Source organism: Variovorax sp. J22P240, assembly GCF_030316855.1.
Classification (GTDB): Bacteria; Pseudomonadota; Gammaproteobacteria; order Burkholderiales; family Burkholderiaceae_C; genus Variovorax.
Genome location: NZ_JASZYR010000001.1, coordinates 531,032 through 551,273, shown reverse-complemented (window position 1 = coordinate 551,273; position 20,242 = coordinate 531,032). Strand labels below are relative to the sequence as shown.

Annotated in this window: 16 protein-coding genes; all 16 read right to left on the bottom strand. The window is 66.8% G+C overall.

What is annotated here, in order from left to right; translation table 11 throughout:
* Positions 1-12 precede the first annotated feature (12 nt).
* Positions 13-1,362: a DUF1329 domain-containing protein gene (locus tag QTI24_RS02725; protein WP_286598162.1), complete on the bottom strand. Its 1,350-nt coding sequence runs from the start codon at positions 1,360-1,362 to the stop codon at positions 13-15.
* Between the two features lie 94 nt (positions 1,363-1,456).
* Complete coding sequence (locus QTI24_RS02720) at positions 1,457-3,154, bottom strand: DUF1302 domain-containing protein (RefSeq protein ID WP_286598161.1); 1,698 nt, start codon at positions 3,152-3,154, stop codon at positions 1,457-1,459.
* A gap of 320 nt (positions 3,155-3,474) precedes the next feature.
* A complete protein-coding gene (locus QTI24_RS02715) occupies positions 3,475-4,470 on the bottom strand; it encodes a Bug family tripartite tricarboxylate transporter substrate binding protein (protein ID WP_286598159.1) in 996 nt (331 codons plus the stop codon).
* Positions 4,471-4,494: 24 nt separating this feature from the next.
* Positions 4,495-5,511: a YeiH family protein gene (locus QTI24_RS02710; protein WP_286598158.1), complete on the bottom strand. Its 1,017-nt coding sequence runs from the start codon at positions 5,509-5,511 to the stop codon at positions 4,495-4,497.
* A 6-nt stretch (positions 5,512-5,517) separates the two neighbouring features.
* Positions 5,518-7,161 carry a 3-(methylthio)propionyl-CoA ligase gene (locus QTI24_RS02705; RefSeq protein WP_286598156.1) on the bottom strand — a complete coding sequence of 548 codons (1,644 nt, stop codon included), beginning with the start codon at positions 7,159-7,161 and terminating at the stop codon, positions 5,518-5,520.
* A 37-nt stretch (positions 7,162-7,198) separates the two neighbouring features.
* The gene (locus tag QTI24_RS02700) at positions 7,199-8,557 is read right to left on the bottom strand and encodes an MFS transporter (RefSeq protein ID WP_286598155.1); all 1,359 of its coding nucleotides are present in this window, start codon (positions 8,555-8,557) and stop codon (positions 7,199-7,201) included.
* 26 nt (positions 8,558-8,583) lie between these two features.
* On the bottom strand, positions 8,584-9,555 hold the full coding sequence (locus QTI24_RS02695; protein WP_286598154.1) for a quinone oxidoreductase family protein: 972 nt from the start codon (positions 9,553-9,555) through the stop codon (positions 8,584-8,586).
* A gap of 39 nt (positions 9,556-9,594) precedes the next feature.
* Positions 9,595-10,191 carry an RBBP9/YdeN family alpha/beta hydrolase gene (locus tag QTI24_RS02690; RefSeq protein ID WP_286598153.1) on the bottom strand — a complete coding sequence of 199 codons (597 nt, stop codon included), beginning with the start codon at positions 10,189-10,191 and terminating at the stop codon, positions 9,595-9,597.
* Between the two features lie 2 nt (positions 10,192-10,193).
* A complete protein-coding gene (locus tag QTI24_RS02685; protein ID WP_286598152.1) occupies positions 10,194-11,252 on the bottom strand; it encodes a beta-keto acid cleavage family enzyme in 1,059 nt (352 codons plus the stop codon).
* Positions 11,253-11,300: 48 nt separating this feature from the next.
* Complete coding sequence (locus QTI24_RS02680) at positions 11,301-12,224, bottom strand: TauD/TfdA dioxygenase family protein (RefSeq protein WP_286598151.1); 924 nt, start codon at positions 12,222-12,224, stop codon at positions 11,301-11,303.
* A gap of 169 nt (positions 12,225-12,393) precedes the next feature.
* Positions 12,394-15,078, bottom strand: a complete 2,685-nt coding sequence (locus tag QTI24_RS02675) for a winged helix-turn-helix domain-containing protein (protein WP_286598149.1) — start codon at positions 15,076-15,078, stop codon at positions 12,394-12,396.
* A gap of 99 nt (positions 15,079-15,177) precedes the next feature.
* A complete protein-coding gene (locus QTI24_RS02670) occupies positions 15,178-15,735 on the bottom strand; it encodes a hypothetical protein (RefSeq protein ID WP_286598148.1) in 558 nt (185 codons plus the stop codon).
* A 159-nt stretch (positions 15,736-15,894) separates the two neighbouring features.
* Positions 15,895-16,422, bottom strand: coding sequence for a DedA family protein (locus QTI24_RS02665; protein ID WP_286598147.1), 528 nt, complete (start codon positions 16,420-16,422; stop codon positions 15,895-15,897).
* A 142-nt stretch (positions 16,423-16,564) separates the two neighbouring features.
* Positions 16,565-18,031 (bottom strand): TrkH family potassium uptake protein, encoded by a 1,467-nt coding sequence (locus QTI24_RS02660; RefSeq protein ID WP_286598145.1) that lies wholly within the window; start codon positions 18,029-18,031, stop codon positions 16,565-16,567.
* Between the two features lie 17 nt (positions 18,032-18,048).
* On the bottom strand, positions 18,049-19,515 hold the full coding sequence (trkA, locus tag QTI24_RS02655; protein ID WP_286598143.1) for a Trk system potassium transporter TrkA: 1,467 nt from the start codon (positions 19,513-19,515) through the stop codon (positions 18,049-18,051).
* 55 nt (positions 19,516-19,570) lie between these two features.
* Positions 19,571-20,218 (bottom strand): Crp/Fnr family transcriptional regulator, encoded by a 648-nt coding sequence (locus QTI24_RS02650; protein WP_286598142.1) that lies wholly within the window; start codon positions 20,216-20,218, stop codon positions 19,571-19,573.
* Between the last annotated feature and the right edge of the window lie 24 nt (positions 20,219-20,242).

Here is a 20,242-nt window from a genome sequence, read left to right as displayed (position 1 = left end):
TTCCGGGTCCGCTCAGCGGATGCCGGAGCCGGCCAGCGAGTCGGGCGTCCAGTCGCGGTCGGACATCGGCTTCGTGTAGCGCATGCCGCCGGTCTCGGCGATGAAGCCTGTCAGCGAATAGACGCGGGCGACCAGGTCGTAGTGGCCGAACATGTCCGTGTACGGTGCCGGCAGGTCATAGCTCGGCGCCATGTAGGCGAAGCCCGCGCGGTACATCTGGCCGCGTGCGTCGTAGTTGTCCGAAGCCAGGGCCGCCCACGAGTCCTCGTCGAGGTAGAAGGTGCGCTTGCCGTAGACGTGGCGCTTGCCGTCGCGCAGCTTCGCCTCAACGACCCACACGCGGTGCAGCTCCCAGCGCACCAGATCCGGGTTCAGGTGGTTGGGCTTGAGCAGGTCGTCCTGCTTGGCCTGGTACACCGCCTCGTAGGCGTTGTAGGGCACGTACATCTCCTTCTTGCCCACGAGCTTGAAGTCGAAGCGGTCCATCGAGCCGTTGAAGATGAAGGTGTCGTCGAAAGTGGTGGCGCCGGCGGTACCGGGGTTCGGTGTGTCGTAGGAGAGATCGGGCGCGACCTTGACGCGGCGCTGGCCGGGCAGGTAGCTCCAGGCGCGGCGGTCCTTCTGGCCGATGTCGAGCGGGTCGACGATCATCAGCGCCTCGCCGGCGCGGCGGGCCGGGCCGGTGTAGGAGAGCTTGATGCGCCAGAAGGTGTCGGCATCCTGCTTGGCGGTGTCCCAGAACGGATAGTCCTGCACGCTCACGCCTTCGGTGGCGAGTACGGGCCGGCCGTTGGCGTCGACGTTGAGGTTGCGGTACTTGGCTTCGTAGCTCTGGCCGTTGAAGCGCACGAGGTGGTTCCACATCGCTTCGTAGCCGTCCTTGGGGATCGGGAACGGAAAGCCCGCATGCACGCCCTCGATGGAGCGGCCGTCGTTGGTGGTCTTGGCGTTGACGGCGCCCTTAGCGGTGTTGTCGGTCACGAACTTCGGGAAGGCCACGCTGCGGTGCGTGGGATAGACGTCGACGCGGAAGCTCGGGTACTTCTGCAGCAGCGCCTTGGTGCCTTCGGTGAGGCGGTCCGCGTGCTCGGCCATGTTCTTGGCGTCGACGACGAGGCGGGGCTTCTCGCCCGCGAACGGGTTGGGCCGCACGCCGTCGCCGGCCTTGAAGCCGGCGGGCGCCGACGTCAGCCCGCCGGTGTAGGCGGGGATGGTGCCGTCCTTGTTGGCGCCCTTCTCGGCGCCGACCGGCGTGAGCGTGGCACCGAGGGTCTTGGCTTCGTCGGCGCTCAGCGCGGCATGCGCCGCGAGCCCCGTGGATGCGGCGACCAGGCCGGCGAGGAGTTGTCTTGAAATGTTCATCATCGTTTCCGTACAAGGAAAAAGAAGGTCCGCCCCCGGGGCTCCTTGATGCCCCCGGGGTGGTTGGATGGCCGCGCGAGCGGCCCGGAAATACTCAGAAAGTGGTCTTGAAGGTCAGGCTGATGAAGCCGCGGTCCTTCAGCAGCGTCGTGAAGCCGTTCTGCGCGATCACCTGTGTGGCGTTGGCGCGGTAGCGGCCGACATAGTCGATGTACTTCAGGTCGAAGCGGTACTTCTGGTACACGTCCGCACCCAGGCCGATGCTGTAGTTGCCGTTGTCCTGGTTGCCGCCGAAGACCGTGGCGGCATTGCCGCTCAAGCCGACGGCGTAGCTGACCGGCATCGACAGGTCCACGCCAGGCCACACCTGGAACCACGTGGGCGTGAAGGCGATGCCCGTGCCGAGATAGTTCTTGGTCGTGCAGCCGTCCCACTTGTTCTTGCCGAGGCAGGGAGCAAAGCCTTCGGCGAAGAAGAGATTGGCGCCGCTGCGCACCTTGGACCATTGCGACCAGACCAGTTCGACCGCCCAGGAGGCGGTGTCGAACAGGGCCGTCTTCGGAATCACGCCCACGGCGTTGACGAGGCCGTGGTAGGTGTCGCCGCGCGGCCCCTTGGTGTCGCCTTGCGCGGGCAGCCCCGGCGCGATGCCCAGCACGGTGCTGTTCAGCGGCGTGTCGTGGCGATAGGAGAGTTCCGCGCCGACGCTGATGCCGGCGATGTTCTTCGCCAGGCTCACGCCGTACATGTCGATGTTGTCGGCGTAGATCAGGTTGTAGCGGCTGATGCCGGGCCCGACGCGCGTCAGGAAGGTCTGCGGCAGCTTGTCGGCGAAGTTGCGCCAGTAGAAGCCCATCGTGCCGTCGAGCCACGCCGGGCTCCAACGCGCCGACAGGCCGCCTTCACCGCTATTCCGGGGCTCGGACGGGTTGCCGCGGGCCGCGAAGCCAAGGGCCTGCGAGAGGAACTGGCGATCGGGGCCGTTGAAGGCGAAGTCCACCGGTCCCAGGTAGGTGCCGCCTTCGGGGTAGCGGAAGGATTCCCACTGCAACATGTACTGCGCGCCCACCGACAGCGTGTCGGTGATCTGCGCCGAGCCCGACACCTGGTTCAGCGGACGGAACAGCTCCTTGGCCTCCACGCCGGGCGTGGCGAAGCCCTTCTGCAGGTCGAGCGGGTTCTGCGCATAGGCCACGCCGTGGAGGTTGCCGCCGAGGAACAGCGACTCGCCCCAGTAGAGGGTCTGGCGGCCGAGCTTGCCGCGCACCGGCACGTTGCCGATGTCGGTGCCGCCGAACACGAAGGCGTCGAGCACTTCGCCCGAAGGCCCCTGGTAGAAGCGCGAGGTGTAGTCGCTGTAGCGCTTGTTGATGTAGCTCGGGATGTTCGACAGCGGCGGCAGCGGGTTGGTCTGGCTGTTGTCGCCATAGGCGCCGTCGTACCAGCCGGCGGCGCTGACGCGCGCGCCGAAGTTCTTCTTGTAGACGACGTCGAGTTCCGTCAGCAGGTCCAGGCGCTTGGTCACGGCGTCGCCGCGATCGAAGCTGTAGGTGCCTTCGTCGGACACGACGTTGTTGCCGATCTTGGGATCGCGGCTTTCGACACGGTTGCCGTAGTTCAGGCGCACCGTGTTGTCCCAACGCACCTCGAGGTCGGGATTGCCGGTGTTGATCTCGAAGCCGTGGGCGGCATCCGTGGCGAACACGGCGGCGAGTACAGCGATGCCGACCGCGCTGAGTCGGGCAGAGGGACGACCAAGGGTGGCCCCTGCGAGGGGTCTCGGATGGTTCAAGAAAACTCCAGGTGTTGTTGCGATGGTGCGAGCCGGCGGCAGCGCACGGCCACTCGGTTCACGCTGGGAATTCTGGGTTTTGGAGGGGTTGCGGCTCCCCCTCTTGATTGGGGGGACGGGGGTGCTCGCAATCGCCAGTCCCCTTCCGATGCGCCGTGCCATCCACCTGTGGTGCGATGGTCGAAGCGCTCGCGGCGCTCGATGCTGGCGCGGCAGCGAGCGCTACGAAGAATCGGGTGTGATGAACCTCGTGGTGAACCACGAGGGCGCGGAGTGCGAGAAAGGCTGGATGTCCCGGACGCGGGGCTCGGCAGCCTGCGTCACTCCGGCTTGAAGTTGATCGACTTGAGCACTTCGCCCATGCGGGCGTAGTCAGCTTGCAGAGATTTCGACATCTGCTCGGGACTGCGCGGCTGGCCGGCCTCGAGGCCGGTGCCTTCGATGCGCTCGCGCACTGCGGGCTGTGCGAGCACCTTGAGCACTGCGTCGCGCAGGCGCGCCTGCACTGGCGCTGGCACATCGGGCTTGATCCACAAGCCCATCCATCCGATGGCTTCGAGCTGCGGATAGCCGAGTTCGGCGAAGGTCGGCACGTCCGGAAGCGCCGCGTTGCGCTTCGGCGTGCTCACCGCGAAGGCCTTGAGCTTGCCGGCCTTGATGAGCGGCAGTGAGGTCGCCATGCCATCGAACATGAGCTGCACATGGCCGCCCATCACGTCGGTGAGAGCCGGTGTCGACCCCTTGTAGCCCACATGCGCCATGTCGATGCCGGCCGCCTTGTTGAGCTGCAGGCCCAGGACGTGCGACACCGTGCCGGCCGTGTACGACGCGTAGTTGACCTTGCCGGGCTGGGCCTTGACCCAGGCCATGAGCTCGCCGAAATTCCGTGCGGGCAGCGAGGGCGTGCCCACCATGACGAGGCCGCCGCGCGCCAGCTCGGCCACCGGCTTGATCTCGGTCGCCATGTCGACCTTGAGGTTGACGATGTGCGGAATCTCGCTCACGAGCGAGTTGACGCCGACCAGCAGCGTGTGCCCGTCATGCGGCGCCTGCGACAGTTCGTTGACCGCGAGCACGCCGGCAGCACCGGGCTTGGGATCGACGATCACCGGCTGGCCGATCTCGCGCGACAGGCCGTCGGCCACCACGCGCGCAATGACGTCTGCGGAGCCGCCGGCCGGACCAGCCACGACGATGCGCAAGGGCTTCTCCGGCCACTTTGCCGGAGCCTGCGCCTGCGCGCCGGGCGCGAACAGGCTCGCGCCGATGAACATTGCGGCGCACAGGGTGCGGCGGGCTTTGGAATCGAAGGTCATGCTTGAACTCTGGATTGTGTGATTTCAGGATGCCCAGCGCAGCAATGCAAGCACGAGCAACGCGAGGAAGATGGTTTCGCCCAGCATCAGCATCACGGGCTTGAGGCCGACCGAGGCGAGATCGCGCAGATGGGTCTTCATGCCGATGGCGGCGATGGCGGACACCAGGCACCAGCGGGACAGGTCGCCGCCGAGCGAGACGATGGGCCCGGCGATCCAGCCTGCGCTGTTGACCGCGACCAGCGCCGCGAAGGCGACGGCGAACCACGGCAGCAGCGGTGGCCGCTTGCCCATGACCTGGCCCGAGCGCGCGGCGGCGCGGCCGAATGCGACGGCGAACACGATCACCGGCAGCAGCATCGCCACACGCATCAGCTTCACCAGCGTGGCGACATCGCCGGTATCGCGCGACATGCCGTAACCCGCGCCGACCACCTGCGCCACGTCATGGATGGTGGCGCCGAGAAACACGCCGGCCTGGTGGTCATCGAGTCCCAGCAGGTGGGCCAGCATCGGGTAGACGATCATGGCCAGCGTCGACAGGGCCGAAACGCCCACCACTGTGAAGAGCGTGGCGCGCTCCTTCAGGGGATGCGCCGGCAGCGCCGCCGCGAGCGCGAGCGCCGCCGATGCGCCGCAGATCGCCGTCGCCCCGCCGGTGAGCAGGCCGAACACGCGCTGGAACCCCATGAGGCGCGCGGCGAGCATCGACAGGCCGATGGTCAGTGCCACCGAGAGCAGCACCAGCAGCACCGGCTGCCAGCCCAATGCCACGACCTGCGCGGCCGTGATGCGCAGGCCCAGCAAGGCCACGCCCACGCGCAGCACCTGCCGCGCCACGAGTTCGATGCCGGGCGCGCAGGGGCCGTCGCTCGACAGGAAGTTCATGGCCATTCCGAGCAGCAGCGCGAACAGCATGACCGGCGCACCGTAGTGCTGCGACAGGAAGGTGGCGGCCGCGGCTACCACCGTGCTTGCCAGCACGCCGGGAAAAAGCAGGCGGCCGCGCGCCGGCCAGGCGGCGATGGACAGGGTGGACATCGTGCGTCAGGCCGTGGGCAGCCGGTGGTCCCGGAACAGATCCCGCAGCTTGTTCTTCTGCATCTTGCCGGTGGCACCGAGCGGGATCTCGTCAACGAAGACCACGTCGTCCGGAGTCCACCAGCGGGCGATGCGGCCTTCGTAGAAGCCGAGCAGTTCGGTGCGGGTGAGTTGAGCACCGGGCTTCTTCACGACCACCAGCAGCGGACGCTCGTCCCACTTGGGATGCCGCGCGGCGATGCAGGCCGCCATGTGCACGTCCGGATGGTCCATGGCGATGTTCTCGAGATCGATCGACCCGATCCACTCGCCGCCGGACTTGATGACGTCCTTGCTGCGGTCGGTGATCTGCATGAAGCCGTCGGCGTCGATGGTCGCGATGTCGCCGGTGGGGAACCAGCCGGTGCCCTCGGCATCGCGCACCAGCGGGTCGCCACCGTCGTGGTGGAAATACTCCGCGATGACCCATGGCCCGCGCACCATCAACTCGCCGGCGCTTGCGCCGTCGCGCGGCAGTTCGCGGCCGTCGTCGCCCACCACCTTGATGTCGACACCGAACACCGCCCTGCCCTGCTTGGCCTGCACCGCGAGCCGCGCATCGCCTTCGAGCGCCATCTGCGTGGGCTTCAGCGCACACACCGTCCCCACGGGGCTGGTCTCGGTCATGCCCCAAGCGTGCAGCACGTGCACGTCGTAGCGCTCCTGGAAGGTCTGCAGCATCTCGCGTGGGCAGGCCGAGCCGCCGATGACGGTACGGCGCATGGTGCTGAAGCGCAGGCGGTTGGATTCGACATGCGCAAGCAGCCCCTGCCACACGGTCGGCACGCCAGCCGACATGGTCACGCGCTCGCTCTCGAACAGGTCGTAGAGCGACTTGCCATCGAGCCACGGGCCCGGCAGCACGAGCTTGGCGCCCACCATGCACGCCACGTAAGGCAGGCCCCAGGCGTTGACATGGAACATGGGCACGACCGGCAGGATGACGTCGCGCGCCGAGCAGTTCAGCGCATCCGGCATGGCCGCGGCGAAGGTGTGCAGCATGGTCGAGCGATGGCTGTAGAGCGCGCCCTTCGGATGGCCCGTGGTGCCCGAGGTGTAGCAGAGCGACGAGGCGGCGTTCTCGTCGAAGCGCGGCCAGACGAAGTCCGGCTCATGCGCATCGATCAGGTCCTCGTAGCACAGCAGGCCCGGCAGGCTCGGCGACACCGGCATGTGGGCGCGATCGGTCATCGCGACGAAGGCCTTGATGGTCTTCACGCGCGAGGCGACGGCTTCGATGAGTGGCAGGAAGGTCAGGTCGAAGAACAGGACCTGGTCTTCCGCGTGGTCGGCCAGCCATGTCACCTGGTCGGCGTGCAGGCGCGGGTTGAGCGTGTGCAGGACGGCGCCCGAGCCCGAGGCCGCGTAGTACAGCTCCAGGTGGCGGTAGCCGTTCCAAGCCAGCGTGGCGACGCGCTGGCCGGGCTCGATGCCCATCGCCGCGAGCGCACCGGCCATGCGGCGCGCGCGCTGCGCGAGATCGCGGAAGGTGTAGCGGTGCAGGTCGCCCTCGACGCGGCGGGAGACGATTTCCTGCGAACCGTGGTGGCGCTCGGCATGGGTGAGGAGCGTGGAAATCAGCAGCGGCTGGTGCTGCATGAGGCCGTTCATGGTGTCTTGTCCTGGAAGATGAAAGGTTGGTGGGCGCTCAGGCCATGGCCTTGCGCGCTGGGATAGGCGAGCTGTCCGATGCATCGTCGGCAGGCGCTTCGCTGGCACGCAGCAGATCGCCGCCGTAGCTGCGCGCCGCGGCCATGAAGGCCAGCACCGCCAGGATGCCGAAGGCCGGCATCACGGCGAGCGTGGTTTCGAGGCCCCACGCGTCGGAAAGCACGCCCGCAAGGAAGGGGCCGGCGGCCAGCCCGAAGAGGTTCTGGAACAGCGCCAGCACCGACGAGCCGGTGGCACGCACGCCTGGATGGATGACGTCGATCACGACGGCGGAGACCGGCCCCACGGTGCAGGTCATGAGGAAGCCGCCGAACGCGATCAGCGCGAACTGGGCCTGCGCCGACAACGCGATGCCGAAGCGCTGCGCGCCGAAGGCCGTGCCCAGCACCAGCAGCGATGCGACGCATAGGAATGCCATCGCATGCAGCTTGGCATGCGGACGGCGTGTGCCGGCGCGGTCGATCACCGCACCCCACAGCACGCTGCCGACCGCGCCGCACAGCACCACGAGAGCCGCGCGCACGGCGGCCTGCTCGGGCGCGAGTCCGTGCACGCGATTCAGGAAGCTCGGCAACCACGACCACACTGCCGAGACGACGATGAGCTGCGCTGCGCCGCCCACGCACACCCAGGGCAGCGTGCGCGAGCGGAACAGGCCTTGCGCCACTGCGATGGCTGCGCTGCGCGTGGAGCGCGCCGCCCGTTCGAGCCGGGGGGTGAGTTCGACGGTGCGGTAGTCGCGGACCTTGAGATAGAGCAGCGCCAGCATCAGGCCGGGCAATCCGACAACGCCGAATGCCGCCTGCCAGCCCCAGCGCGCTGCGATGAGTCCGCCGAGCATCACGCCGAGCACCGAACCGATCGATGCGGAGGCGAAGAAACCGGCCAGGAGCGCGCCGCGCAGCCGCGCCGGAAAGTGGCTCGCGATCAGCGCCGCACCCACCGAGCCGTAGCCGGCCTCGCCGAGCCCGACCAGCGAACGCGCCGCGAGCAGCTGCCCGTAGTTGCGCGTGAACATGCAGGAGATGGTGGCCATGCTCCAGATCGTGGCCATGGCGACGATGCTGCGCACGCGGCTGGAGCGGTCGGCGATCAGCGCGACTGGCAGCGCGCCCAGCGCGACAGTGACCGACACGACCGAGACGAGACCGCCGAGTTGCTTGTCGGACAGGCCCCAATCGGCCTTGAGGTAGGGGAACAGCGAGACGATGACCTGGCGGTCGATGTAGTCGACCATCATCAGGCCGAGGGTCATCGCGAACGCGAACCAGGCCTGGCGCCGGCCGATCAGGTAGCCCTCGGCGTCGCCAGGGCGGGCTTGGAGTGTGGGCGTCATGGCAGTCTGCACCGGGTGGGCGGGCCTCAGGGCACCAGCACCGTGGCGCCGGTGGTGCGGCGCGACTCCAGCGCGCGGTGCGCCTCGGCGGCATCGGCGAGCGCGAACATTTGCTTTGGCTCGCCGCGGATCTTGCCGGCCAGCACCAGGTCGAAGAGCTCCGTGGCCATGTCGAGCATGTGCGGACGCGGCGCCGCGTAGTGGACCATCGCCGGGCGCGTGACCCAGATCGACCCCTTGACCGCCAGCTGCATCGTGTCGATCACGACCGGCCCTGAAGAGGTGCCGTTGCTTACCAGTGCACCGCGCGGCTGCAGGCTGTCGAGCGAGGCCTGCAAGGTGTCCTTACCAACCGAGTCATAGACCACCGGCACGCCCTTGCCGTCGGTAATTTCGCGCACGCGCGCGGCGATGTTCTCGCGCGTGGTCACGATGGTGTGCGTGCAGCCATTTTCCCTGGCAACGGCGGCCTTTTCGTCCGAGGAGACGGTGCCGATCATGGTGACGCCCAGCGCGCGCGCCCACTGGCAGGCGATCAGGCCCACGCCACCGGCGGCGGCGTGGTAGAGGATGGTCTCGCCACCCTTGAGCGGATAGACCTGGCGGAACAGGTACTGCGCCGTCATGCCCTTCATCATCAGCGTCGAGGCCGTGCGGTCGGAGATGCCGTCGGGCAGCGGGATGAGCCACTCGGCGGGCATCACGCGCACATCCGAATAGGCGCCCTGCGGGCCCATGAGGTAGCCCACGCGCTGGCCGGCGTGCAGGTCGGTCACGCCCTCGCCCACGGCCTCGATGACGCCGACGGCGTCGGAGCCGAGGCCGTTGGGCAGTGGCATCGGATACCGGCCGGTGCGGAAATAGATGTCGATGAAATTGACCGCGACGTAGGTGTGCCGGATGCGAACCTGGCCGGGGCCGGGATCGCCGACCTCGACGTTCTCGAGCTGGAGCACTTCGATCCCGCCCGTCTGGTGCAGACGTATGGCTTTGGACATGATGGGGTTTCCTTGGATGTGTGTTGAATCGCGGCAGCGTCAGTCGGCCACGGCGAGCGGCGTGGAAAGGTCGCGAATGAGGTACTCGGCGAGCGGCCAGGGTCCGTATCCCGAGGCCGGGTTGAGATGGCCGACCTCGCCCATGTCGACCAGTTCGCTCCCCCAGTCGCGGGCGAGCGTGGCGACACGGTCGAAGGCCGCGAGCGGATCGTTGCGGCTCGCCGCGACGATGCTGCGGAAGGGCAGCGTCCTGCGTGGCACGGGCAGCCAGCCGGCGTCGAGCAAAGCCTCGACCGTCGGATAGCCCTCCGGCATGGGGCGCTCGAAATCCGGCGGCGTCGCCAACAGTGCTCCCTGCACCGGGCGCCGCGTCCGCCGCGCCCAGTGCGCGACCATCAAGGTGCCGCCGCTGTGGGCGACGACGACCAGCGGTCCCGAGATGAGGTTGGCGGCACGCTCGATGGCATCGACTCTGGCCGCGCAGTCGAGATCGTCGCGCCCCATGGGCGGCACCGTGCGCACCCTGCGGCCGCGGGCCTCCAGGTCCGCGGCCAGAAACGTCTGCCAGTGCGTGTCCACGTGGTCGCGCAGCCCGGGGACGATGAGGACCGTCGGCATGGAAAGAGCGGCCGTCATGCTCACGCCACCTTGCGCAGGTAGCCCTGCTGGCGTCCCTTGGGGTTGGGCGCAAAGCCGTTGGCGGCCAGAGTCTCTTCGACGGTCTCGTAGAACACGCCGATCTTCAGGATCTCGCGGGCTTCCTTGCCGTTGGCGACCTCGCGGCCGAACTCGCGCGACATGCGCACGAGCTGCTCGATCTGTTGCACCGACGTCATCTTCTCCGTGCGCGACTGGTTCCAGAGGTTGTCCTCGATGCCGCAGCGCACGTGCAGGCCCATGGCCATGCCGATCATGTTGATGGGCAACACATTGCGCATGCTGCTTTCCACCGTCAGCATGGCGCCGTCGGGGATGGCACGCAGGAAGTTGGCCAGGTTGTAGATGTTCGGCGCGTCCATGCCGCCGCTGATCGCCACCCAGTTCATCACCAGCGGACCCTTGTAAACACCGCGGCGAATCAGGCGCTCGACCGTCTCGTAGCTGTTGATGTTGTAGAACTGGAACGCGCTCTGGATGCCGGCGGCGCTCAGGCGGCGCACATGCTCGTCGATGAAGCCGGGGCCGGAGGGGACGATCATCTCGCGGTAGGCCGCGTTGATCTCCGGGTCGGCCAGGGACGTGCCCGCGATGTCTTCGGCTTCCATGTGCTCCAGCACGTTCATCTGCGTCGTGTTGACGGTGACCGTGACCTGGTCCGGCTTCGGATCGAGCTCGGCGAGCATGTGGCGCGTGTCGTCCTTCAGCCACTTCGCGGAGGCGCCGTCGGTTTCCGGCGCAAAGGAGATCGAACCGCCGACCTGGATGACCATGTCGGGCACGGCCTTGCGAACGCCGGCGATCAGCTCGTTGAACATCGACAGCCGCTTGGAGCCCCTGCCGTCCAACTCGCGCACATGCAGGTGCAGCACCGAGGCGCCGGCGTTGTAGCAATCGACCGCCTTCTGCACCTGCTCTTCCATCGTGACCGGGATGTCCTGTGGGAAATCGGACGGAATCCACTCGGGGCCATAAGGTGCGGCAGTGATGACCAGCTTGTCCTGGTTTTCGGGGAACAGCGATCCGTCGAGGAAATTCATGGTTTGTCTTTCTGTGTGTTGAGGGTGAAACGAGAACAGGCGCGCGGTTCAGAACGTCGCTTCGCCCATGATCCCGGCGCGCTCCATCTTTCGATGGCAGGGCGGGTAGTCCATGACCGCGTAGTGCTGGGTGGAGCGGTTGTCCCAGAAGGCGACGGTGTTCTTCGTCCAGCGGAAGCGCACCTGGAATTCCGGCACATTGGCTTGGCTCACGAGGTAGTTCAGTAGCAGGTTCGCGCCGGGATTGGCGTCCTGGCCGAAGCGCACGTTCGCCGGCGTGTGGTAGTTGGTGAAGTGCGTCGTGAAAGCGTTGACGAACAGCACCTTCTCGCCGGTTTCCGGATGGGTGCGCACCACCGGGTGCTCGGCATCGGGAAACTGGGCCCGCAGCGCCAGGCGTTTTTCGATCGGCATCGCCGCGCCGAAGCTGGCCTCGATGCTGTGGCGCGCGCGGAGGTCGGCGATCTTGGTCTTGATCTCCTCGGGAAGATGCGCGTAGGCCTCGACCATGTTGGCCCACACCGTGTCGCCGCCCACGGGCGGGCATTCGACGCAATGCAGCACGCAACCGAACGGCGGCTTCTCGCGCCAGGTCGCGTCGGTGTGCCAAGCGTTCTCGTAGCGGTCGTTCGGGGTGTCGGGCGACTTGTAGATGCGCACCAGTCCCGGGTGATCCGGGTCGCTGCCGGCGACCGGGTGTTCCTCTAGTTCGCCAAAGTGGCGCGCGAAGGCCACGTGCTCGGCGCGCGTAATGTCCTGGTCGCGGAAGAAGATCACCCGGTGCTTCAACAGCAGGCGGCGGATTTCCTCCATCAGCGATGCGTCGCGCGACGCGGCACCCAGGTCGACATTGCCGATCTCGGCGCCGATCGTGCAGGTCAATGGCTCCACGCGGAGGGATGTCTTCAGCGCCGAAGCGTGGACGATGGCGGGTGCACCTTGAAGCGAATTCGCGGAGCTGGACGGGGTCATGCTGCTTGTCTCCTTTGGGGGCCGGATCGGCCTCGTGTGTCGCGGATGGCGCCTGCCCTGTGCGGCTGCGCCCGAGTCAGCGAAGATTAAGGAGAGACAAGCCCGCACTCCCCCCCATTGCAGAGGGGGGTGGCCTCATTTGTGTCGCTGGACCGTTACAAGTCGGGGCCTACTGCAGCAGGCCGAGGATGCGCGCGCGCAGCACCACCTGCTTGCGCGATCCCGCATCCAGCTTGGCGAAAAGGTTTTTCATGTGCCACTTGATCGTTTCTTCGCCGACCTGCATCGCCAGGGCGATTTCCTTGTTCGACAGATTGCGCGTCAACAGCGCCAGCACCTCGCGCTCCTTCGGCGTGAGGGCGGTGCTCGGCGTCGCAGGCAGTTGCGCCGGTTCACGCACCGCCTCCGGGCGGGGCAGCGTCCCGGGCATCATGCCGCTGGCAGACATGCGCGCCTCGGTCCCTTCGATCTCCCGTGCCCAGGTGCCGAGATCGGGATGGGCGTCCTCGAACACACGCAGAAGTCCATAGGCACGCGCCAGGCCGGCCACCTCTCGCAACAGCAGCTTCGCCGCCTTCTCGCCACAACGATCGAGCGCGAACGCCCGAAGTCCAACGATCTCGATATGAAGGCGGCCCTGCTTGACCTGTTGCGCCACTTCGTCGGCGCGCGCCAGTGGTTCGAGCGCGCCGCGCCAGTCCTGCGCCGCGATGGCCGCAAGGCCCAGCGCCAATTCCCGCAGCGGACCGACGCTGCGTCGCCAGAGGGGTCCTTCGGGCAAGCCCGCCTCGGCCAGGACTGCATCGATCCTGTCGCACAGGTCCCGGCAGGTCTGGGCCCGGTAGCGCCGCGCATGCAGGCGCACCTGCTCGGAGAGGCTGGCGATGCGCAGCCGCGGCAGTCGGCGCGAGACGCCGACTGCGTGCAGCGCTTCGAGCAACTCGATCGCGCGATGCTCCGCACCCTCCGCCACGGCGATGCGTGCCAAGGTCCGGTAACTCAGGAGCAGCACTTCCGGCAGTCCGGTGCGCTCGACCACGTCGAGACGGTTGGCCAGCAAGGCGACAGCCTCGTCCGGGCGGTCGCGCTCCCACACGGCGGAAGCCAGCAGCGCGGCCTGCATCACGACGAAGGAACTGCGCCGGCCGAGGGTTGCCTCGGAGCCCGCCAGAGACGGCCGCAGCAGATTGTCGGCCAGCAGCACCTGGCCTTCCCATACGTAGCTCATGGCGATGATGAACTCGCCCCACCGCTTCACGTAGTCGGGTGTGCGACCACCGGGCGCCCGAGGCGCCTGCTGCTGCCTCAGCCGTGCGAGCGCCGGATCGCCGTCCAGCAGCGTGCGAAAGGCAGTGCGGTTGGCATGGATCTGCTTCAGCAGCGGATCGTCCAGCGGCGGCGCCTCGGCCCAAGGGTCGTGCAAGCGGGCGAAGCGATCGGGCTCGTCCGCGAACACCGCTGCGCCGCTGACGATGAGCGCGCATTCGCAACGCAGCGCCTCATCGGCCCCGGGCAACACGAGCATGCGATCGACCTGACGCCCCGCTTCCTCGTGCCGCTCGCCGCTCACCAAGGCCCACGCAATGGCAAGCAGGAGGCGCGGACGCCGATCCAGCTCCGCCGCAGGCAGGCGCTCCAGCCACTCGACCACCGCGTCCGTGCGGCCATGCATGGTCGATTCGTACAGGCTGCGCTCGGCGAGTTCGTAGGCCAGATCGTGCTGGCCGGCGAGCAGCGCATGGCCGGCGGCCGCCTCGAGCCGGCCACGCTCGGCCAGCCACGGCACGGCGCGTGCATGCAACTGGGCCTGCTCATCGGTGGGGAGCATCGCGAAACGCTGGCGCAATGCATCGCGCGCCAGGTTGTGGACCCGCAGCCATTCGCCCTGCTCGCTCGTGATGAACACCGGGGTGTCGTTGCACATGCGCTCCAGCCGCTCGGCGGCGTCGTCCATCAGCGCGACAGAGCGGCACAAGTCGCCATGCAGGCTGTCGAGGATGGAGATGCGCGTAAGGAAGCCGAGGTCGTTCGGGTCCAGGTTCGCCAGCAGCGTGCCGACGAGTTGATCGCGCGGCTTGCCGCCATGTGTGGCCATCGCCTGCACTTCGGCGCGAGGATCGGCGGCCCGTTCGACGACCGTCAATGCGAGTTGGAGGCCTAGCGGCCATCCCTCCGTCAACTCGTGAAGACGTGCCGCCGTGTCGCTGTCGACCTGCGCAGCGAAGCGAGCCCGAACCAGTTCGAGAGTTTCTTCGAGCCGAAAGCGCAGCACGTCCTGCCCGACGACGGCGCACTGTCCGTAGGCGATGAGGTCATCGATGTCGAGGTTGCAATCGACACGCGTTGCCACGACCGTGCGCAAGTTGGGCGGCGCATTACGCATCAGGTAAGCCAGGGCGCTGCGCGAGCCGGCCGGCAAGCGGTCGGCTTCGTCGACCATCAGCACGACGTTCAATGCAGTCTGTGCCACTTCCGCGAGCCAGACGGTGATGCCCTCGAGTTCGCCGAGACCGGAGGATCCTTCGAGCAGCGTGTGGCCAAAGGTGGGACGCCCCGCTGCCTGGCGCACTGCCAGCGCAAGGCTTTGCGAGAGCCTTCGTGGTTCGTCCCCCTCTTGCGCGGACAGCCACGCAACAACGGCCCCTTGCGCCAGATGCTCACGCCGCCACTGCGCGAGCAGAGAGGTCTTTCCGAAACCGGCAGGCGCCTGCACCAGGATCACCGGGCAGTCCAGCTGGCCGCCCTCACCCGAGAGCAAGCGCGCGCGAGCGACGAGATGGCGCGGGACGCGCGGCGGCGACACCTTGAGCAACAGCTCGTCGGCGGTGCCTGCGGAGCCAGGGAATGATGCCAATCAGGTCTCCAAAGCGGCGTCGATGGGCGGCGCTTGCAACAATGATGTTCGCAAAATGGTAGTCGCCTTGAGTTTCGTTCTGCAACTTCGTGACGCTGGCTAACCGTCGCGATCCGTGGCGTGCGGTCTGCTTTCGCCCGCATGCCGGTCCCAAAGGAACATCGCGACCAGCCTGCGTTCGCCAAGCGCTTCGGCGAGCACCTGGAACGCGAAATAGGGAATGAGCACCAGCAACAGGATGAGCGTCCCGGCCAGCACTTCGGGCAAGCGCGCGCCGAACAGTTCGCCCAGCGAGTCGCCCAGGGAGCGCCGGTGAAACCAGCCGACCAGGACCTCCTCGACGACCGTCAGGAAGAACAACAGCAGCACGAAGACGAACGCCTTTCGCAGCGTCGGCCAGATGAGCGGGCTTTCGGGGTTGTGCTCTCCGATCCTCAGTGCCTTGCCCACCATCATGAACTTGGCGAGCAACAAGGCCTTCACGATGGCAACACCCCAGTACGCGAGGTGGATGCCATGATCTTCAAGTACCGCGGCCTTCATCAGGTTCATCGCGCCGATGGTGACAAAGAGGTAGGCAGTGAGGATCGCGACTTCCACGAGCTCGTCGATCACCCGCTGCCTCACGGGCGCCCTGGGCCTGGTGTTGGATTTCATGGTGGACTTTCGCCTTGTTCGCTGTTTCGCATCCTGACAGGCACGTTGGGAGCCTCAAATAGGGCCAACGGGCAACCGTATTGCCCCAAAGGGCAAGCGACTCGATTTCTCGGTACGGCATGCAAGGCGTCGTAGCTTCGCGAAGTCTCGCGGGGCGACTCACTGCCACGTCTGCAGCCACTGAATTCCGAACGCACCGGGCGCCAGGATGCCAGTGGCCCACACCATCGCCGAGGCGATGTTGGCGATCTGGAATGTTGTGACGGACATGTCGCAGATGCCCGCTGCCAGCGGCACGGATGCGCGCAGGGGGCCGAAGAAGCGTCCGAAAAACACACCGGCTACTCCCCAGCGCTCGAAGAACCGATGCCCTCGCGGGATCAGGTCAGGACGGCGGGATAACGGCCAATAGTTGCCGACATCGCTCTTCAGTCGTGCGCCGATCCAGAAGGACAACCAGTCCCCCAGAAAGGCTCCGGCCGCAGCGGCACACCAGATCGGCCAGAACGAAATGCCGCTGCCCGCGATGAGAAAACCCACGCCAAACAGGATCACGGTCGCGGGCACCAGCAGGGAAATGAATGCCAGCGATTCCCCGAACGCGAGGACCAGCACGATCGGAACTGCCCATCCCTCATGTGCCCGAATGAAAGCGATGACGGCCTGAGTGATCTCGTCGAGATTCATTGGACAGTGTTCGGATTGCGTCGAGTCACCATCTGATCCTTGGGACATTGATGGCGGGGGACATTACCCGATCGGCACCAGCGCAACAACGCAGGTCTTCCCGCAGAGCGAACGGAGTCGGCCGACATGCGACCGCAGCTGACTACTTGCGCCAGAACGAGGGGGTCAGCAGCGCGATGAAACTCAGCATCTCCAGCCGGCCGAGCACCATGGCGAAGGTGCAGACCCACACCTGGAAATTCGTCAGGCCGCTGAAGTTGCCGGCCGGCCCGACGGTGCCGAGCCCCGGGCCGGTGCAGTTCACGCTGGCAAGCACGGCGCTGAAGGCCGTGACCGGATCGAGATCGGTCAGCACCAGCAGCATGCTCAGCGAGATCGTGGTCACGCCGTAGACCAGCATGAAGGCCAGCACGGAGAAGATCACACGGTGGTCGACCACCATGTTGCCGAGCGTCACCGGCTGCACTGCGCGCGGATGCACGAGGCGCGTCATCTCGCGCCGCGCCTGCTTCACCAGGATGAGAACCCGCACCATCTTGATGCCGCAGCCGGCCGAGCCTGCGCTGGTCGCCACGCCCGAGAGCAGCAGCATGAAGAGCGGCGCGAACACCGGCCAGGCCAGGTAGTCGACGGTGGCAAACCCGGTCGTGCTGCCGACCGAGATGGTGTGGAACAAGCCGTAGCGCAGCGCATCCACCGGCCCGTAGACGCCTTTCACCCACAGCACGATCGCCACGATCAGGCCGCCGCCGATCAGCGCGGTGAGCGTGGCGCGCAACTCCGGGTCACGCCAGAAGCCGCGCCAGTGACCCTTTCGCATCGCGACGAAGTACAGCGCGAAGTTGCAGCTCGCCGCGAGCATGAAGACCACTGCCACGCCTTCGAGCAGAGGCGACCCGAAGTGCGCGAAGCTCGCGTCGTGCGACGAGAGCCCGCCTAGGCTCACGGTGGTGAACATGTGCATCATCGCGTCCATGGCCGTCATGCCGCCGGCCCAGTACGCGAGAAAGCAGATCGTCGAGAAGGTCGCGTAGATGCCCCAGAGCCCCTTGGCGGTGTCCTTCACGCGCGGCGTGATCTTGCTGTCCTTGATGGGCCCGGCCACCTCGGCCTTGAAGAGCTGGCTGCCGCCCACGCCCAGCAGCGGCAGGATGGCCACCGCCAGCACCAGGATGCCCATGCCGCCAAGCCATTGCAGGAAGGTGCGCCAAACGTTGATCGACACGGGCAACTCGTCCAGCTTGACGAGCACCGTCGCGCCCGTGGTCGTGAGGCCGGACACCGCCTCGAAATACCCGTGCGTGAAGTTGACCGGCCGCCCGATGCTGTCGAGCGCCCACATCATGGGCAGTGTGGCGAACAGCGGCAGCAGCAACCACGTGAACGACACCAGGAAAATGCCGTGGCGCGCTTGCAGCTCGCGCTTGTAGCGGCGCAGGCCGCCCCACAGCGCGGCGCCGCAGACGAAGGAGATCCCGGCGGAGATGGCCCACACGTGGCGCAGGCCGTCGGCGTGCGTCTGCGAGATGACCCACGGTACGAACATGCCGAACGAAAAGAAGGTCAGGAGCGCGCCGAGCACGCGCAACACCGGAAAGAAGTCGCTCATGAACGAGGCCCGGGGGGTCAGAAGAAGGTGGCGCTCACGCGGAACAACTTTTCCACGTCGCGCACCAGGCGCTTGCGCGGCACGAAGATCACGACGTGGTCGTTGCTCTCGATCACGGTGTCGCCGCGCGCGATGATCACTTTCGCCGGTGTCGGCGGCGCCTCGCCTGCCGGGATCATGCCCTCGCCGATGTCCGGCAGCCCGCGCATGACCAGGCCGAACTGCGCGCCCTTGGGCAACTGGATCTCCGAGATCCTGCGTCCGACCACGCGCGATGTCTTGCGGTCGCCGCGCGCCACGATCTCCAGCGCCTCGGCCACGCCGCGGCGCAGGCTGTGCACCGCCTGCACGTCGCCCTGCCGCACATAGGCCAGCAGCTCGCCGAGCATGGTCTGCGCGGGCGACAGCGCAATGTCGATTTGCGTGCCGTGCATCAGGTCGGCGTAGCTGCGCCGGTTGATCAGCGCCAGCACGCGCGTCGCACCCAGGCGCTTGGCCAGCAGGCTGGCCATGATGTTGTCCTCGTCGTCGCTGGTGAGCGAGAGGAACAGGTCGATGTTCTCGATCCCCTCGTCTTCCAGCAAGTCTTCGTCGGTGCCGTCGCCGTGCAGCACCAGCACGTCGTGCGGAAGTTCGGAGGCGAGTTGCACGCAACGCGCGTGGTCGCGCTCCAGCACCTTGATCTGGTACTTGCGGCCGGTCTCGACGAGCTGCTTTGCGAGCCGCAGCCCCACGCGGCCGCCGCCCGCGATCATGATTCGTTCGACCTCGCGATGGTCGGCCTGGTCGTAGCGGTGCAGCGCCGACAGCACCGATTGCAGGTGCTCGCGCGCCGACAGCACGAAGACCTCGTCGCCAGGCTCGATGAGCGTCGGGCCTTCGCAGACGATGAATCGGTCGGGCTCGTTCTCGAGCCGGCGATAGATGCCGACGATGCGCATGTCGGCATCGGGTACGGTTTCGCGCAGTTCGGCGATGCTGTGACGCACCATCGGCGCGCCCGCCACCGCGCGCACCGACACCAGGCAGGCCAGTCCGTTGGCGAATTCGCGCACCTGCAGCGCCTCGGGGTACTCGACCAGCTTGCCGATGTAGCGGGTCAGCGATTCCTCCGGGCAGATCACGCAATCGACCGCAAAGCCTTCCTTGCCGAGTAGCGGGCTGTCTTCCTTGTAGGCGTTGGAACGCACTCGCGCGATGCGCGTCGGGATGCCGAACATCTGGTAGGCGACCTTGCAGCAGACCAGGTTCGTCTCGTCCTGCGCGGCGCAGGCGATCAGCATGTCGGCATCGCGCGCGCCGGCTTCGACCAGTACATCGGGCTCGATGCCGCTGCCCACCACACCACGCAGTTCGAAGCGTTCTTCGAGTTCTCGCAGGCGCGCGCCGTCGGTGTCGATGACGGTGATGTCGTTGCGCTCCGAGACGAGCGTGCCGGCCACGCTCTCGCCGATTCGGCCTGCGCCGAGGATGATGATTTTCAAGTGGTGTTCTCCGGGACGGTTTATACGCCCGAAGGGATCGGCATCAAGATGGAATTCAGGCTGCGCTCGGGCTGCCTGCGTCACGACGGGGGTCCACATCCGGCGCCAGCGTCGTTCGCTTCGCGTCCCGCATCAACCGCTCCGCCACCAGTTCCAGAAAGAAGAAGCCGAACTTGGGGTTCTGAAAGTACATCTGCCTGACCTCGTCGTAGGTCACCACCAGGAGTGATCCGGCCTGTTCGCATACGACGGTCTGAGTCCGTTGGTGCGCCCTGTTGATCAGTCCCAGCTCGCCGATGAGTTCTCCCGGTTCCAGGGCAACATCCGCTTCGAGCGCGCGAAAGCGCCCGCTGAGTACGAACAGGACCTCCGCAGCCGCGTCGCCCGCGCGAAAAAGCGTGTCCCCAGCCTGAACCGACTTGCGGCGGGAGAAGGGCTTGAGCCACTCCATCGAGAGTCGACTCGAAGTGATGAGCTTCATTTCACGGGTCAGCTGCTGCAACTGCCGAAGGCGCCACACGTTCAAGGGCAGCAGCGCCAGGTGGAGCAGCAGCACCGGATAGACGTGACCCAGGCCCCCATAGGTGATGAAGACAAGGTTCGACAGGATCCCTGCCATGCGCAGGTGCAGCATCGTCTTCATCGAGAAGGTGGTCAGCGTCATCAGCGCGCCGAGATACCCGAAGATTTCTGTCCATTGCATGCAGGACTCCGTGTGTCGATCAAG